The organism is Jiangella rhizosphaerae (assembly GCF_003579925.1).
GTDB classification, from domain to species: domain Bacteria; phylum Actinomycetota; class Actinomycetes; order Jiangellales; family Jiangellaceae; genus Jiangella; species Jiangella rhizosphaerae.
This window is the reverse complement of the sequence record NZ_QUAL01000163.1, coordinates 1-16,695: the sequence shown is the minus strand read 5'-3', so window position 1 is coordinate 16,695 and position 16,695 is coordinate 1. Positions and strand designations below refer to the sequence as shown.

General features: G+C 71.9%; 14 protein-coding genes. 2 read left to right on the top strand and 12 right to left on the bottom strand.

The genetic code is table 11. The features are described 5' to 3' along the window. Positions 1-78: 78 nt before the first annotated feature. The 6 genes from DY240_RS17205 to DY240_RS17180 form a co-directional block, all read right to left on the bottom strand. A complete protein-coding gene (locus DY240_RS17205) occupies positions 79-1,185 on the bottom strand; it encodes an ABC transporter ATP-binding protein (RefSeq protein WP_119661075.1) in 1,107 nt (368 codons plus the stop codon). Further along, the gene (locus DY240_RS17200) at positions 1,182-2,180 is read right to left on the bottom strand and encodes an ABC transporter ATP-binding protein (protein WP_119661077.1); all 999 of its coding nucleotides are present in this window, start codon (positions 2,178-2,180) and stop codon (positions 1,182-1,184) included. Before DY240_RS17200 ends, DY240_RS17205 begins: the two co-directional genes overlap by 4 nt. A gap of 5 nt (positions 2,181-2,185) precedes the next feature. Further along, entirely contained in the window at positions 2,186-3,100 is a 915-nt protein-coding gene (locus tag DY240_RS17195) for an ABC transporter permease (RefSeq protein ID WP_119661074.1), read from the bottom strand. A 4-nt stretch (positions 3,101-3,104) separates the two neighbouring features. Continuing rightward, positions 3,105-4,109 (bottom strand): ABC transporter permease, encoded by a 1,005-nt coding sequence (locus tag DY240_RS17190; protein ID WP_119661073.1) that lies wholly within the window; start codon positions 4,107-4,109, stop codon positions 3,105-3,107. Positions 4,110-4,116: 7 nt separating this feature from the next. Continuing rightward, complete coding sequence (locus DY240_RS17185; RefSeq protein WP_119661072.1) at positions 4,117-5,775, bottom strand: ABC transporter substrate-binding protein; 1,659 nt, start codon at positions 5,773-5,775, stop codon at positions 4,117-4,119. 169 nt (positions 5,776-5,944) lie between these two features. Beyond that, positions 5,945-6,631: an HAD family hydrolase gene (locus DY240_RS17180; protein WP_119661071.1), complete on the bottom strand. Its 687-nt coding sequence runs from the start codon at positions 6,629-6,631 to the stop codon at positions 5,945-5,947. Between the two features lie 266 nt (positions 6,632-6,897). Here DY240_RS17180 and DY240_RS17175 point away from each other — a divergent pair, with 266 nt between their 5' ends. Continuing rightward, positions 6,898-7,218, top strand: a complete 321-nt coding sequence (locus DY240_RS17175; RefSeq protein WP_119661070.1) for an adhesin — start codon at positions 6,898-6,900, stop codon at positions 7,216-7,218. 88 nt (positions 7,219-7,306) lie between these two features. Here the strand turns inward: DY240_RS17175 and metH are convergent, their stop codons facing one another. Further along, positions 7,307-10,789, bottom strand: coding sequence for a methionine synthase (metH, locus tag DY240_RS17170; protein WP_119661069.1), 3,483 nt, complete (start codon positions 10,787-10,789; stop codon positions 7,307-7,309). A 212-nt stretch (positions 10,790-11,001) separates the two neighbouring features. Here metH and DY240_RS17165 point away from each other — a divergent pair, with 212 nt between their 5' ends. Further along, positions 11,002-11,841, top strand: a complete 840-nt coding sequence (locus DY240_RS17165) for a PAC2 family protein (protein WP_119661068.1) — start codon at positions 11,002-11,004, stop codon at positions 11,839-11,841. Between the two features lie 100 nt (positions 11,842-11,941). On the opposite strand, the gene DY240_RS17160 is transcribed toward DY240_RS17165, so the two are convergent. The 5 genes from DY240_RS17160 to DY240_RS17140 form a co-directional block, all read right to left on the bottom strand. Continuing rightward, positions 11,942-12,898 (bottom strand): type IV toxin-antitoxin system AbiEi family antitoxin domain-containing protein, encoded by a 957-nt coding sequence (locus DY240_RS17160; protein ID WP_407659334.1) that lies wholly within the window; start codon positions 12,896-12,898, stop codon positions 11,942-11,944. A gap of 172 nt (positions 12,899-13,070) precedes the next feature. Next, positions 13,071-14,273, bottom strand: a complete 1,203-nt coding sequence (gene mshC / locus DY240_RS17155; RefSeq protein WP_119661066.1) for a cysteine--1-D-myo-inosityl 2-amino-2-deoxy-alpha-D-glucopyranoside ligase — start codon at positions 14,271-14,273, stop codon at positions 13,071-13,073. A 20-nt stretch (positions 14,274-14,293) separates the two neighbouring features. Continuing rightward, positions 14,294-15,109, bottom strand: a complete 816-nt coding sequence (locus DY240_RS17150) for an SCO1664 family protein (RefSeq protein ID WP_119661076.1) — start codon at positions 15,107-15,109, stop codon at positions 14,294-14,296. After that, positions 15,106-15,669 carry a DUF3090 domain-containing protein gene (locus DY240_RS17145; RefSeq protein ID WP_119661065.1) on the bottom strand — a complete coding sequence of 188 codons (564 nt, stop codon included), beginning with the start codon at positions 15,667-15,669 and terminating at the stop codon, positions 15,106-15,108. Before DY240_RS17145 ends, DY240_RS17150 begins: the two co-directional genes overlap by 4 nt. A gap of 39 nt (positions 15,670-15,708) precedes the next feature. Continuing rightward, positions 15,709-16,407, bottom strand: coding sequence for an MSMEG_4193 family putative phosphomutase (locus DY240_RS17140; protein ID WP_119661064.1), 699 nt, complete (start codon positions 16,405-16,407; stop codon positions 15,709-15,711). Between the last annotated feature and the right edge of the window lie 288 nt (positions 16,408-16,695).

Sequence of the window (16,695 nt, the reverse complement as noted above, 5' to 3'; positions counted from 1 at the left end):
CCGACGTCATCCACCGCGAACTCCGCCACGACTTCCCACCCGCGACCTGCCAACAACCAGCAGCTTGACATAGAAGCGTCAACCGGCACGCGGGGCGGGGTCGGGCGCGGGGCCCGTGGTGGGCGCCGGGTCCGGATCGGGCGCCGGGTCGGGGTCGACGACGGCCTCGGCGGCCGGACGGATGCGCCCGGCCTCGATCTCCTCGGCCCAGTGGCAGGCCACCCGGTGCGTGTCAGGGTGCCCGGCCACCGTCCGCAGCGCCGGCCGCTCGTCGTCGCAGCGCGTGGGCTGGCGGAACGGGCACCGGGTGTGGAAGCGGCAGCCGGGCGGCGGGTCGGCCGGCGAGGGCAGGTCGCCCTGGAGCAGGATCCGCTGCCGGGTGTCCTCCACCGCGGGGTCCGGGATCGGCACCGCGGACATCAGCGCCTTCGTGTACGGGTGCAGTGGCGTGGCGTACAGGTCGTCCGACGGCGCCTGCTCGACCAGCCCGCCCAGGTACATGACGGCGACGACGTCGGCGATGTGCCGGACGACGGCGAGGTCGTGCGCGATGACCAGATAGGTCAGCCCGAGCCGGTCCTGCAGCTCCTCGAGGAGGTTCACCACCTGCGCCTGGATGGACACGTCCAGCGCCGACACCGGCTCGTCGGCGACGATCAGCTGCGGCTCCAGCGCGATGGCCCGCGCGATGCCGATGCGCTGACGCTGGCCGCCGGAGAACTCGTGCGGGTACCGGTTCGCCGCCGACGCCGGCAGCCCGACGACGTCGAGCAGCTCGCGCACCTTGGCCCTGTGGTCGCCGCCGACGCCGTGGGCCCGCAGCGGCTCGCTGATCACCGACTGCACGTTCTGCCGCGGATCGAGGCTGGCCATCGGGTCCTGGAAGACCATCTGCATCTGCCGGCGCGTGCGGCGCAGCTCCTCGCCGGCCAGCGCGCGCACGTCGACACCGTCGAAGGTCACCGACCCCGCCGTTGGCTCGACGAGCCGCAGGATCGCCCGGCCCAGCGTCGACTTCCCGCAGCCGGACTCCCCCACCAGCCCGACGGTGGCGCCCCGCGGGATGTCGAGGTCGACGCCGTCGACGGCCTTCACGGCGCCGACTTGGCGCTCGACGATGATCCCGGACCTGATCGGGAAGTGGACCTCCAGGTCACGGACGGAGAGGAGGACGTCCTCGCTCATCGCGCGGCCACCTCCTCGGTCTCGGCCAGCGGGTTCAGGCAGCGCAGCGACCGTCCGCCGATGGACTCCAGCGGCGGCGGCCCGTCGGTGCACGGCTCGATCCGGTTCGGGCAGCGCGGGGCGAACGCGCACCCCCGCGACCAGCGCAGCACGTCCGTCGGCGAGCCCGGGATCGGGTGCAACGGCCTGCCGCGCGGGGCGTCGAGCCGGGGCACCGACGCCAGCAGTCCGCCGGTGTAGGGGTGCCGCGGCTGCGCGAACAGCTCGCGCCGCCCGGCCGACTCGACGATGCGGCCGGAGTACATCACGTGGACGGTGTCGCAGAGCCCGGCGACGATGCCGAGGTCGTGCGTGATCATGACCAGCGCGGCTCCGGTGTCCTGCACCAGCTCCTTGAGCAGCTCGATGATCTGCGCCTGGATGGTGACGTCGAGCGCCGTCGTCGGCTCGTCGGCGATGAGCACCCGCGGCCGGCAGGCCAGCGCCATCGCGATCAGCGCGCGCTGGCGCATGCCGCCGGACAGCTGGTGCGGGTACTCCTTGAGCCGGCGGGTGGGATCGGGGATGCCGACGCGGGACAGCAGCTCCGCGGCCGCCGACCGGGCGGCGTCGCCCGACAGGTCCTGGTGCCGTTCGAGCACCTCGGTGACCTGCACGCCGATCGGCACCACCGGGTTGAGCGAGGACATCGGGTCCTGGAACACCATGGCGATGTCGCGGCCGCGGATGTCGCGCATCCGGTCGCGCGGCAGCGTCAGCAGGTCGTCGCCGTCGAACAGCACCTGGCCGCCGACCTCGACGCCGCGGCGCGGCAGGAGCCCCATGACCGCCAGCGACGTCACCGACTTGCCGCTGCCCGACTCGCCGACCAGCCCGACGGTCTCGCCCGGCCGCACGGTGAACGAGACGCCGTCGACGGCGCGCACCGTCGGCCCGCCCTTGCGGGTGAACGTGACGGACAGCTCGCGGACGTCGAGCAGGGGTTCGGAGTCGATCACGCTCACCGCCGGTATTTCGGGTCGATGGCCTCGCGCAGCCGCTCGCCGAGCATGGTGAAGCCCAGCGCGGCGATGACGATGGCGATGCCGGGGAAGAACGCCAGGTGCGGCGCGGAGGCCAGGTAGCGCTGGGTGTCGGCGAGCATGCGCCCCCACTCGGGGACCCGCGGGTCGGCGCTGCCCAGGCCGAGGAACGACAGGCCGGCGGCCTCGATGATCGCCGTCGCCAGCGTGAGGGTCGCCTGGACGATGACCGGCGAGATCGAGTTCGGCAGGATGTGCCCGAGCACGATCGGCCGTCTCCGCACGCCGATCGACACCGCGGCCAGCACGTAGTCGGAGCCGCGTTGCGCCAGCATCTGGCCCCGGAGCAGCCGGGCGAACACCGGCACGTTGATGATCGCGATGGCGATCATCACCGACCACAGGCTGGCACCCAGCAGCGCCGCGATGGCGATGGCCATCAGCAGGCCGGGGATCGACAGCATGACGTCGACGATGCGCATGACGACGGCGTCGACCTTGCCGCCGAACGCGCCGGCCAGGACGCCCAGCAGCAGGCCGCCGGCCATGCCGAACAGCGTCGCGACGACGCCGACCAGCAGCGACTGCCGGGCGCCGTAGACCACGCGGCTGAACTCGTCGCGGCCGGACGCGTCCAGCCCGAACCAATGCTCCGCCGACGGGCCCGGGATGCTGGTCGGGGTGATCATGCCGCGGCCGGGCTGGGCGTCGGGCGCGTACGGCGCGATGAGCGGCGCGAAGATCGCCACCAGGACGAAGAACGCGATCAGCCCGAACCCGACCAGCGCGACGGGGTCGCGGCGCAGCCGTTTCCAGGCCTCCTTGCGAAGATTGCCGGCCGGCTGTTCGACCTGCTCGGACTCGGTGGTCGCCTCGACTTCGGACAGACTCATGCGATCACCTCACCCGTACTCGTGGGTCGATCAGACCGTACGACACGTCGACGAGGAGATTCACGACGACGTACATCGCCGCGATCACCAGGATGAATCCTTGCAGGACGGCGTAGTCGCGGTTGCTGATGGCCTCGGCGATGAACCGGCCGACGCCGTCGAAGGCGAACACCGTCTCGGTGAGGATGGCCCCGGAGAACAGCAGCCCCGCCTGCAGCCCGATGACGGTGACCACGGGCAGCAGCGCGTTGCGCAGCACGTGCCGGCGGGTGATGGTGCGCTCCCACAGGCCCTTGGCCTCGGCGGTGCGCACGTAGTCCTCGTGCACGACGTCGAGCACGCTGGCCCGGGTGATGCGGACGATGATGGCCAGCGGGATGGCGCCGAGCGCGATGGCCGGCAGCACCAGGTGCATGATGGCGTCCCAGCTGGCCTCGAGATTCCCCGTGATGATGCCGTCGAGCACGTACAGCCCGGTGGGATGGTCCGCGTCGATGCGCGGGTCCTGCCGCCCCTGGGTCGGGAACCAGCCCAGCTGGACGCTGAACACGTACTTGAGGATGTAGGCGAGGAAGAACACCGGCACCGCGACGCCCAGCAGCGAGCCGGACACCGACAGGTTGTCCAGCCAGCTGCCGTACTTCCTCGCCGCGTAGTAGCCCAGCGGGATCCCGATGCCGATGGCGAAGATCAGCGCCGCGATCGCCAGCTCGAACGTGGCCGGGAAGGTCCGGACCATCTCCTCGGTCACCGGGCGGTTGGTGCGGGCGCTGTTCCCGAAGTCGAGCTGGACCGCGGCGCTGAGGAACTTCCAGTACTGGACGTACCAGGGATCGTTGAGGCCGTAGAGGGCCTCGATCCGGGCGACGGACTCGGCGGTCGCGCGCTCCCCCAGGAGGGCCTGAGCCGGCCCTCCCGGGAGCGCGCGCAGCCACACGAACAGCAGCACCGACAGCCCGAACAGGATCGGGACGAGCAGCAGGAGCCGCCGTACGACGAACTTGAGCATCCAGCCCTCAATCGACGGTGACGGTGGAGAAGCTCTCGTTCGACAACGGGTCGGGCACGAAGCCGTCCACACCCTCGCGGAAGGCGATGGCCGGTTCGCTGTGGACGTACGGGATGCCCGGGACGAAGTCCATGATCAGCCGGTTGGCCTCCTGGTACAGCTCGGCCCGGCGGTCCTGGTCGGTCTCCGCCTCCGCCTCGTCGAGCTTGGCGAAGATCTCCGGGTTGTCGAAGCTGCCGAACTGCGGGTTGACGTCCTGGAAGAACGTGCCGATGAAGTTGTCGGGGTCACCGAAGTCGCCGTTCCAGCCCAGCAGGAACATCGGCGTCCCGCCGGTCTGGGTGGCGTCCAGGTAGTCCGGGTTCCACGGCGCCGTGTGCGGCTCGATGGTGAAGCCGACCGCCTCGAGGTCCGCCGCCATGAGCTCCCAGTTGGCCTGCGGGTTCGGCATGTACGGGCGGGTGACGTCGGTCGGGTACCAGAACGGCAGCGTCAGGTTCGTGACGCCGGACTGCGCGATCAGCTCGCGGGCGCGGTCGGGGTCGTAGTCGTACGTCGTGACGTCGTCGGCCCAGCCGAACAGCTCCGGCGGCATGAACTGCGTCGCCCGGACCGCACCCTCGGGGTAGTTGGTCCGGATGATGTTGTCGAAGTCGATCGCGTGCGCGATGGCCTGCCGGATCTGCAGGTTGTCGAACGGCGGGTAGTTCTGCTGGAAGCCGATGTAGGCGACGTTGAAGGCCGGGCGGCGCAGGATCTGGTAGCCGCCGCTCTCGAGCAGCTCGACGTCGGCCGGGTCGACCAGGTCGTACCCGTCGATCTCGCCGCTCTCCAGCGCCTGCCGGCGGGCCGGGCCGTCCGGGATGACCGTGAAGATCAGCTCGTCGACCTGCGCGGGCTCGTCCCAGTAGTCCTCGTACTTGCTCAGCCGCACCTCGCTGCCGCGCTCCCACGACTCGAACTGGAACGGGCCGGTGCCGATGGGGTGCTCGTAGCCGAACGTGCCGTCGAACGACGGCGACTCGCCGGTGCCGCTGACGGCGTCGGCCTCGAACTCCTGCAGCGCGGCCGGGCTGGCGATGGTGAACGCCGGCATGGCCAGCGCGGACAGGAACGCCGACGACGGCCGCGACAGCGTGATGACCGCGGTGCGCTCGTCCTCGGCGGTGCAGCCCGTGTAGAGGCTCTCGCCCATGGCCGGGTCCTCGTTGGCGGCGAACCCGCCCATGACGGTGCCCCAGTAGTAGGAGACCGCGGGACTCTGCAGGACGCCGGTGAAGTTGTACCAGCGTTCGAAGTTGAAGCAGACGGCCTCCGCGTCCAGCGGTTCGCCGTCGTGGAACGTCACGCCCTCGCGCAGCGTGAAGGTCCAGGTCAGGCCGTCCTCGCTGGCCTCCCAGGACTCGGCGAGCGCCGGCTCGATCTCCGTGCCGCCCTCTTCGCTGCGGACCAGGCCCTCGAAGATCTGGTTGATCACGCGAGTCGACTCGCCGTCGCTGACCAGAGCGCCGTCCAGGATCACCGGATCGGCCGAACCGGCGAACACGAGCGTGCCGCCGCCCTCGCCGGAGGCGGAGCCGTCGTCGTCGTCTCCGCCACACGCCGTGAGCCCCAGGGCCAGTGCACCGGCCGCGGCTCCCGCGGCCAGCCTGCGGTTCAGGCTCATGCCACGCATGTCACACCTCACACAGCTCGACTGCCGGGCGGTGTTCCCGACCGGTTGGCCTGTGACAGTACTTCCTGCGGGTGTGATGGGCAGTCACCGAGTTGTCAGGATGACATCGCGATTTCGCAACATTCCGTGGAAATCGACAATGCGAAATGACAGTGTGACATTACACTCGATCAAGAGCGGCATCGTCGAACAATGCGAGCAGGTCGGTGGCCCGGACGCCGGCCAGCGAGTCGATGACCACCAGCCCCGGCTCGGGCACCGCCGCGACCGCGTTCGGGACCGACAGCACCAGCGCGCCGGCGGCCAGACCGGCCGCCGCGCCGCGCGGCGAGTCCTCGATGACGACGCACTCCGCCGGGTCGGCGCCGAGCTCGCGGGCCGCCGTCAGGTAGGGCTCGGGGTGCGGCTTGCCGTTGGTCACCTCGTCACCGGTGACGACGGCGCCGAACAGGCCCGCGGGCAGCTGCTCGACGACCGCCTCGGCCAGGCGGCGGTACGACATGGTCACCAGCGCCTGCGGCACGCCGAGCGCACGCAGCTCCGTCAGCAGCTCCACCACGCCCGGCTGCCAGGTGACGCCGTCGCCGATGCCCTTCAGCACCTCGCCCACCATGTGGTCGACGATCTGCGGCGGCGTCATCGGGATGTTGCCGCGCTCGCGGATGTAGGCCGCGGACTCGAGCAGGTCGCTGCCGACGAGCGAGAGGCTGTCGGCGTCGGTCCAGGTGCCGCCGTGGCGCAGCACGAGGGCCTCCTCGGCGCCCATCCACAGCGGTTCGGTGTCGACGATGGTGCCGTCCATGTCCCACAGGACGGCGGCAGGCAGTGGCGAAGTCACGTACTCCATGGTCCCATGCCGCTCTCCTCGGACCGAAACCGCCGACGTCGGCCGCGCCTCGCTTGACGGATCGGCCGTCAGCGGGAAGCGTGGGTGGTGCGAGCGGCTCGTCAACCGGCGTGTGTCGGCCGGGAGAGGATCGATAACCCCCGCCGTACCACCGCGGGCCCGTCCGGCGGCCCGCGTCTCTCGGGCATCGGCGCCGATGCCGACCATTCCCCACACCGAAGACAACGGGTGCGCTGGTGCGCACCCCAGCGGAGGTGCGTTTCACCATGCTCACACTCACCCAGAACGCCGCCGCGGTCATCCGCAACATCGAGGGCCGCGACGACCTGCCCACCGGGACCGGCATGCGCATCGCGGCCAACGCCGACGGCGGCCTCGACCTCGAGCTGCGGCCCGCCCCTGAGGTCGGCGACCAGATCCTCGACGACGGCGGCGCGGTGCTGTTCCTCGACGCCGACGCCGCGGCCATGCTCGACGACAAGGCGCTCGACGCGTCGGTCGACCCGGAGGGCTCGGTCCGGTTCGCCGTCACCGAGCAGGCCGGCCGGCCGGAGACGAACGGTATGCCCGGCGGCATGCCCGGCTGAGGCGATTCCGCGACCGCCGTCGCAGCCGCCACGGTTCCCCGTCCGCGCGGCCCGTCGTTCCTGTCTCCCGCCGGGCCCGCGGGCGGTGTCACGTCGCGTTGAAGTACTTGGCCTCGGGGTGGTGGACGACCAGCGCGTCGGTCGACTGCTCCGGGTGCAGCTGCAGCTCCTCGGACAGGTCGACGCCGATGCGCTCGGGCCGCAGCAGCCGGACGAGCTTGACGCGGTCGGCGAGGTCGGGGCAGGCCGGGTAGCCGAAGGAGTAGCGCGACCCGCGGTACGCCTGCTTGAGGATGCCGCCGAGCTCGGCGTCGTCCTCGGCTGCGAAGCCCAGCTCGTCGCGGACGCGGGCGTGCCAGTACTCCGCCAGCGCCTCGGTCAGCTGCACCGACAGCCCGTGCAGCTCCAGGTAGTCGCGGTAGGAGTTCTCGGCGAACAGCTTCGCCGTCGCCTCGGCCACGCCGGACCCCATGGTGACCAGCTGGAACGCGACGACGTCCACCTCGCCGGACTCGCGCGGCCGGAAGAAGTCGGCCAGGCACAGCCGGCGGTCGCGGCGCTGCCGCGGGAAGCTGAACCGCTCCAGCTCCTTGCGGTGGTCCTCGGGGTCGAGGACGACGAGGTCGCGGCCCTCGGACACGGCCGGGAAGTAGCCGTAGACGACGGCCGCCTCGAGGATGCTCTCGGTGTGCAGCCGGTCCAGCCACAGCCGCAGCCGCGGCCGCCCCTCGGTCTCGACCAGCTCCTCGTACGACGGCCCGTTGCGGGTGCCCTTGAGGCCCCACTGGCCCATGAACGTGGCGCGCTCGTCCAGGTAGGCCGCGTAGTCGGCGAGGTGCAGGCCGCGCACCACCCGGGTGCCCCAGAACGGCGGCACCGGCACGGCGTTGTCGGTGGCGACGTCGGAGCGCACGTCGGCACCGTCGTCGGCGGTGTCGCGGTCGGTGACGGAGGTGCGGGCGACCCGGCGTTTGCGCAGCGCCGGCAGCACGTCGGCCAGCTGCTTGTCCGGGTCGGTGCGGACGCTGGCGATCGCGTCCATCAGCCGCAGCCCCTCGAACGCGTCGCGGGCGTAGCGGACCTCACCGGCGTACAGCTCGGCGAGGTCGTCCTCGACGAAGGCGCGGGTCAGCGCCGCGCCGCCGAGGATGACCGGCCAGCGCGCCGACAGCCCGCGCTGGTTGATCTCCTCGAGGTTCTCCTTCATGACGACCGTGCTCTTCACCAGCAGGCCGGACATGCCGATGACGTCGGCGTCGTGCTCCTCGGCGGCCTCCAGGATCGCGCTGATCGGCTGCTTGATGCCGAGGTTCACCACCGAGTAGCCGTTGTTGGACAGGATGATGTCGACCAGGTTCTTGCCGATGTCGTGGACGTCGCCCTTGACGGTGGCCAGCACGATGGTGCCCTTCGTCCCGTCCTCGCCTTCGACGCGCTCCATGTGCGGCTCGAGGTAGGCGACGGCGGCCTTCATCACCTCGGCGCTCTGCAGCACGAACGGCAGCTGCATCTGGCCGCTGCCGAACAGCTCGCCGACGGTGCGCATGCCGTTGAGGAGGGTGTCGTTGACGATGTCGAGCGCCGGCTTCTCGCGCAGGGCCTCATCGAGGTCGGCCTCCAGGCCCTTGCGCTCGCCGTCGACGATGCGCCGCTCCAGCCGCTCGAACAGCGGCAGGCCGGCCAGCGCGGCCGCGCGGTCCTCCGTCGCCGAGGTGACACCCTCGAACAGCTCGAGGAACCGGGCCAGCGGGTCGTAGTCGGGCGTGCGGCGGTCGTAGACGAGGTCGAGCGCGACCTGGTACTGCTCCTCGGGGATCCGCGACACCGGCAGGATGCGGGCGGAGTGGACGATCGCGGAGTCCAGCCCGGCGGCGACGCACTCGGCGAGGAAGACGGAGTTCAGGACGGCGCGGGCGGCCGGGTTGAGTCCGAACGAGACGTTCGAGACGCCGAGCGTCGTCTGGACGTTCGGGTGGCGGCGCTTGAGCTCGCGGATCGCCTCGATGGTCTCGATGCCGTCGCGGCGGGTCTCCTCCTGGCCGGTGGCGATCGGGAACGTCAGGCAGTCGACGATGATGTCCTCGATGCGCATGCCCCATTCGCCGGTGAGCTGCTCGATCAGCCGTTCGGCGACGCGCACCTTCCACTCCGCCGTCCGGGCCTGGCCCTCCTCGTCGATGGTGAGCGCGACGACGGCGGCGCCGTGCTCCTGGACGATCGGCATGATCTTCCGGATGCGCGACGTGGGGCCGTCGCCGTCCTCGTAGTTGACGGAGTTGACGACGCTGCGCCCGCCCAGGCACTCCAGGCCGGCCTCGATGACCGCCGGCTCGGTGGAGTCGAGCACCAGGGGCAGCGTGCTGGCCGTCGCCAGCCGCGCGGCCAGCTCGCGCATGTCCGCCGTCCCGTCGCGCCCGACGTAGTCGACGCACAGGTCGAGCAGGTGCGAGCCGTCGCGGGTCTGCGCGCGGGCGATCTCGACGCAGTCGTCGAGCCGGCCCTCGAGCATCGCTTCGCGGAACGCCTTGGAGCCGTTGGCATTGGTGCGCTCGCCGATGGCCAGGTAGGAGGTGTCCTGGCGGAACGGGACGTGCTGGTAGAGGCTGGCGGCGCCGGGCTCGTCGCTGGGGGTGCGCCGCGTCAGCTCGCGGCCGCCCACCCGCTCGACCACCTGGCGCAGGTGCTCCGGCGTCGTGCCGCAACAGCCGCCGACCAGCGACAGCCCGTACTCGGCGGTGAACAGGTCGTGCGCGTCGGCCAGCTGCTGCGGCGTCAGCGGGTAGTGCGCGCCGTTCGCCGTCAGCTCCGGCAGGCCGGCGTTGGGCATGCAGGACAGGCCCGTGTGGGCGTAACGGGCGAGGTGGCGCAGGTGCTCGCTCATCTCGGCCGGGCCGGTGGCGCAGTTGAGGCCGATGTGGTCGACGCCCAGCGGCGCGAGCGCCGTCAGGGCCGCACCGATCTCCGAGCCGAGCAGCATGGTGCCGGTGGTCTCGACGGTCACGTTGACCATGAGGGCGACGTCCTCGGCGCCGGCGGCCTTCATGGCCCGGCGGGCGCCGATGATGGCGGCCTTGGCCTGCAGCAGGTCCTGCGCGGTCTCGACGAGGACGGCGTCGACGCCGCCGGCCAGCATGCCCTCGACCTGCGTGCGGTAGGCGTCGCGCAGCGTGGCGAAGTCGACGTGCCCCAGCGAGGGCAGCTTCGTGCCCGGGCCGACGCTGCCGAGCACCCAGCGCGGGCGGTCGGGCGTCGACCAGTCGTCGGCGACCTCGCGGGCGAGACGGGCGCCGGCCTCGGCCAGCTCGCGGATCCGGTCCGCGATGCCGTACTCCCCCAGGTTCGCCCAGTTGGCGCCGAACGTGTTCGTCTCGACCGCGTCGACGCCGACGGCGAAGTAGGCGTCGTGGATGTGCCGGACGACGTCGGGCCTGGTGACGTTGAGGATCTCGTTGCAGCCTTCGTGGCCCTCGAAGTCGTCGAGGGTCAGGTCGGCCGCCTGCAACATGGTTCCCATGGCGCCGTCGGCCACCACGACGCGCCGGGACAAGGCTTCCCTCAGGCTCCCCCGCATCCCGCCAGACTAGGGCCGTACGGCCTGCTCACAAGGAATCGTCCGCCATGCGGACGAATCGTCTCTGATTTTGGGATGGAGTCGGCGCGCCTTTCGCGCGCGGGAGCCGTAGGGTTGGTCGAGAGGACGACGGAGGTGTTGGCAGCCGGCCGCGAGGCCTGACGTCAGTCCCCGATGACGAGGCGACCCTTCCAGGCAGGGAGACGAGCGCGATGGAGAACGACGAAGCGCGGCAGCTGCGCAATCCTGTCCTGATCGCGGCGTTCGAGGGGTGGAACGACGCCGGTGAGGCCGCGACGGCGGGCATCGAGCATCTCGAGCGGGTCTGGAACGCCGGCGCCGTGGCCGCGCTCGACCCCGACGAGTACTACGACTTCCAGGTCAACCGCCCGCTGGTCAGCGTCGACGACCACGGCAACCGCAGCATCCAGTGGCCCACCACCCGGCTGTCGGTGGTGAGCCTCGACGAGCACGACCGCGACATCGTCCTGCTGCGCGGCATCGAGCCCAACATGCGGTGGCGGGCGTTCTGCGCCGAGCTGCTGTCCGTCGCCACCGACCTCGGCTGCGAACAGGTCGTCACGCTCGGCGCGCTGCTGGCCGACGTCCCGCACACCCGGCCGGTGCCCGTCACCGTCTCGGCCAGCGACCCCGACCAGGCCGAGGCGCTCGGGCTCGAGCAGTCCCGGTACGAAGGCCCCACGGGTATCGTCGGCGTGTTCCAGGACGCCGCCACCCGGGCTGGGCTGGACGCCGTCTCGCTGTGGGCGGCGGTCCCCCACTACGTCGCCCAGTCGCCGTGCCCGAAGGCGACCATGGTGCTGCTGCAGCGCGTCGAGGACCTCCTCAGCCTCCCGGTGCCCATGGGCGACCTCGCCGAGCAGGCCGAGGCCTGGCAGCACGGCGTCGACGAACTGGCCGAAGAGGACTCCGACGTCGCCGAGTACGTCCGCCGCCTCGAAGAGGCCCGCGACACCGTCGACCTCCCCGAAGCCTCCGGCGAGCACATCGCCCGCGAGTTCGAGCGCTACCTCCGCCGCCGCGACACCTGACCCCCACCAACCTGGAAATGATCACGTTCAGCACGAAATCCCGTGTCGCACTACGTCTGCAACCGTGTCGACGCTCGGGTAATCGTGGTGACGGACGGGGTCAGACGAGGACGCGCCCACGACCACGAGCGAGGGCGGCGCGATACCGGGTCGCCACGACGTCATCCTGATAGAGATCGGCCCAGACCGAGCGGACGATCTCGAGGCCGTACTCGCGCAGCCGGTCCTCGCGGCGCTTCTCCTGCCATACGGCGTCGCCGGGGGCCTCGCCCGGCCCGAGCAGCCGGCCGTACTTGACGCGGCCGTCGAACTCGGCGACCGTCGCGTACTCCTCGAAGTAGAAGTCGACCCGGTACCCCGGGCCGTCGTCGCCGCCGACGACGACCTGCAGCTCGGGCCGCGGCAGGCCGATGCGGTCGAGCTGTACACGGTGGCGCGACTCGCCGACGCTCTCCGAACGCCCGTCGGCGAACTCCACCGTCCGGCCGGCCGCACGGGAACCGCGCCAGTCGCGCATCGTGTCGAGCATGTCGCGCAGGCCCTCCTTGGTCACCAGCGAGCGGGCCAGCGCGGCGTCGGCGATCACCACGGCCGGTTCGAACGGCAGGATCCGCGCGACGTCGACGACGGTCCGAGCCGCCTGCGTCACCGGAACTCCGTCCACGACCGCGACCTCGTCGTCCGTGAGCCGTCCGGCGTGATGGTGCACGCCTGCCTCGAGCCGCGGCGCGTGGCGATCGCGCCGGGAGACGTGCACCGTCGTCAGGTCCGCGTTCCAGGTCGGGAGCCCCCACCAGACCGCCGCGGACACATGGCTGAGGACGGCAGGGACCGCAAGTTGGAGCATGGCCGCCTGGCACAGCGCGAGATGCCGCTGGCGGTCGTCGAAGGCGTCCCACTGCGCCTTGTCGACGTAGGCGCCGCGGCGAATCGCCGTCCAGGCACCGACCGCCCGGCGGCGCGCGATCTCAGAGTCGTCGTAACCGGCGGCCAAGGCCTGAGCGCGCACGATGACTCCATGCTGGCGAGCGGCAATGGCCCGCAGTGCTCCGTCCATGAGGCAGACGCTTCCTCAGGCGGTCACCTCGCGCCAGGGCGAATCCGCGAATTGTGGACAACTCCGTCGTGTCGTCACGCCTGTGGACAGCACTACGCCACCACGATTACCCGAGCCTCGACACGATTACAGGCGTAGTGCGGCACGAGATTCCGTGGTGAACGTGATCATTTCAGAGGGAGAGGCCGAGGAGGGCGTCGGCGGTCGCGGCGATGAGGGCGGGGGCGGCGGGGTCGGTGCCGGGGGTGGCGGCCCAGCGGTCGATCGCGGCCAGCGCGCCCGGCGAGTCGAGGTCGTCGGCGAGACGCGCGCGGACCTCGGCCAGCACGGGCTCGGCCGGCGCCCCGGCGCCCGCCGCGATCGCCGTCCGCCAGCGGGCCAGCCGGTCCGTCGCCGTCGTCAGCACCGACGCCGACCACTCGCGGTCGGCGCGGTAGTGGGCGTCGAGCAGCGCCATCCGGACGGCGGCCGCCTCGACGCCGTCGGCCCGCAGCCGGTGCACGAAGACCAGGTTGCCCAGCGACTTGGACATCTTCTCGCCCTCGTAGCCCACCATGCCGGCGTGCGCGTACAGCGACGCGAACGCCCCGGCGACGACGTGGGCGTGCGACGCGGACATCTCGTGGTGCGGGAAGATCAGGTCGTTGCCGCCGCCCTGGACGTCGAACGGGACGCCGAGGTACTCCATGGCGATGGCGGCGCACTCGACGTGCCAGCCGGGCCGGCCGGGGCCGAACGGGCTGTCCCACGACGGCTCGCCCGGGCGGGCCTTCAGCCAGACGAGGGGGTCGAGCGGGTCCTTCTTGCCGGGCCGGTCGGGGTCGCCGCCACGCTCGGCGAACAGCGCCCGCATCTCCGCCTCGGGCAGCCGCGACACCGAGCCGAACGCGGGGTCGGTGCGCACCGAGAAGTAGAGGTCGCCGTCGACCTCGTACACCGACGGCTCCATGCGCTGGATCAGCCGGGTGATCAGCGGGATCGACTCGACGGCGCCGATGTACTCCGACGGCGGCAGCACCCGCAGCCAGGCCATGTCCTCGGTGAACAGCCGCGTCTCGGCGTCGGCCAGCTCGCGCCAGTCCTGCCCGGTCTCGGTGGCCCGCTCGAGCAGCGGGTCGTCGACGTCGGTGACGTTCTGCACGTAGCGGACGTCGTGGCCGGCGTCGCGCCACACGCGGCCCAGCAGGTCGAACGCGAGGTACGTGGCGGCGTGCCCGAGGTGCGTGGCGTCATACGGCGTGATGCCGCAGACGTACATGGTCGCCACCGGCCCCGGTTCGATCAGCCGGGCCGACCCCGTCGCGGTGTCGTACAGGCGGACGGGCAGACCGCGCCCGGGCAGGGCGGGCACGTCGGGGGCAGACCAGGCTCGCATGATGCGCTCAGCCTAAGGTCTCAGAACACCGGCCACGGAACCGGCATCCGCCCCTCGGGACTGGGCATCGTCCCGCGGGCCAGCAGCGCGTCGATGCGCGCCGCCGTCGCCGCGACCTCCTCCTCGGCCAGCAGGGCACTCAACGTCGCACCGAGGGCGCCGTCGACCAGCGCACGCAGCCGCTCCAGGTCCGACCGCTCAGCCTCGGTGAGCGCCGACCCGGCCCATCCCCACAGGACGGTGCGCAGCTTCGGGTCGACGTTGAAGCAGACGCCGTGGTCGACACCGACGACGTCGGCCACCGACGGCGCGACGGACCGGTCGCCGGTGAGCACGTGCCCGCCCTTGCGGTCGGCGTTGTTGACCACGGCGTCGAAGACGGCCAGGCGGCGCAGCCCGGGGTCGTCGGCGTGCACCAGCAGCACGGGCGAGCCGTCGCCGTCGACGGCCTCGAGGATCGGCAGCCACCCGTCGACGGACGACGACGCAGGGACGACGTCGACGCGCCCCGCGCCCACCGACGACGAGCCCTGGTCCATCCACGCCTGGCACATGCCGGCGCCGAAGGGTCCGTCGGCACGCAGCGCCGTCGGCGGCACCAGCTCCCAGCCGGCGGCCGCGGACAGCTCGTAGGCGGCGGTCTCGCGGGCGGCCAGCGTGCCGTCGGGGAAGTCCCACAACGGCTGCTCGCCGCTGATCGGCTTGTACACGCAGCGCACCGACGTGTCGCCGTGGCTCACCCGGCCGAGCAGGGTGAGGTTGGACGCGACGACGAGCCTGCCCTCGACGGTCAGCTCGCCCTCGCGGAGCAGGCTCAGCAGATCCACGGCGGTCAGCCCCGCCGCCGGTAGCCGTTCTGCCGGGGGCAGACGTGCCCGGACGGGTCCAGCGGCAGGCTGCACAGCGGGCACGGCGGACGCCCGGCCGCGACGACCGCCTGGGCGCGCTTGACGAACGCCCGCGCCTCGGCACCGGACAGCCGCACCACCATCACGTCGCGGTCGGACTCGTCGGGGTCGTCCGGCGGCTCGGACTCGTCGTCGTCGACGACGGCGTACGCGGCCACCACCACCTGCTCGTCCTCGGTGTCCCAGCGCAGGGTCATGGCGCCGACGCGGAACTCCTCGACGATCGGCTGCTCGAGGGGGTCGAGGTCGTCGAGCTCGGGCGGTGCGACGGCGGGGACGGACGTCAGCCCGCCGGCCCGGCGCAGAATCTCGTCGAGCATGTCGTCGACCCGCTCCGCGAGGACCGACACCTGTTCCTTCTCGAGCAGCACGCTGATCAGCTTGGTGGCGTCGCGGGCCTGGAGGAAGAACGAGCGCTCGCCGGGGCGCCCGACGGTTCCGGCGATGAAGCGTTCTGGCTGGTCGAATCGGTACACCTGCGCGGCCACGTCAGAAAGCCTATCTCGCGACCGCCCGCGAACCATGATCTACTGCGCCGCGTCGCCCGCTCCCCCGCCGACGACGGCGTCGGTGCGGGTGGCGCGGCGTCGCCGCCGCGCCGGCGACTTCAGGAAGCCGAGGTCGCCGCCGACGTCGTTGACGCGCAGCACGAACGGCCGGCGCTCGGTGAACGAGACGACCGAGACCGAGCACGGGTCGACGACCAGCCGCTGGAAGTGGTCGAGGTGCAGGCCCAGCGCGTCGGCCAGGACGGCCTTGATGACGTCGGCGTGCGAGACGGCGAACCACACCGCGCCGGGCCCGTGCCGCTCGGCCAGCTCGGCGTCGCGAGTCCGGACGGCGTCGACGGCGCGCTGCTGGACGCCGCGCAGCGACTCGCCGCCGGGGAACACGACGCCGGACGGATGCTCCTGCACGACCTTCCACAGCTTCTCGCGGCGCAGCTCGGACAGCGGCCGGCCGGTCCAGTCGCCGTAGTCGCACTCGGCGAGGCCGTCGTCGGTGACGACCTCGCGCCCGTCGGCGATCGCCGTCGCCGTCTGCACGCACCGCTCGAGCGGGCTGCTGACGACCACCGCCGGGCTGACGGGTGCCAGCCGCCTGGCGAGCGCCGCGGCGCCGTCGCGGCCGATGTCGTCGAGGCCCACGCCGGGCGTGCGGCCGGCCAGCACGCCGGCGACGTTGGCGGTGGTGCGGCCGTGGCGTACCAGGACGACTGTGGGCATGCCGGAAGCCTACGAGGCGTACCGATCGGGTGAACATCTGCCCAGATGCTCGCGCGCGTCCCCGAAATGGGCTATCAAGTTCTCAGACAAACGTCTTCGTCGCCGGGACCGTTCGGCCCATCCGGGCCTCGCGCGTCGGGCACGGGAGGGGACACGACGCGCATGCGGTTCCTCAGACGTCGCCACGTGGCGGCCATCGCGGCCACCGCGGGGCTCGCGCTGGCCGCCGCCGGCGCGCCCGCCGTCGCGGAGCCGGTGACGACGCCTCCGCCGGCCACTCAGCCGCCG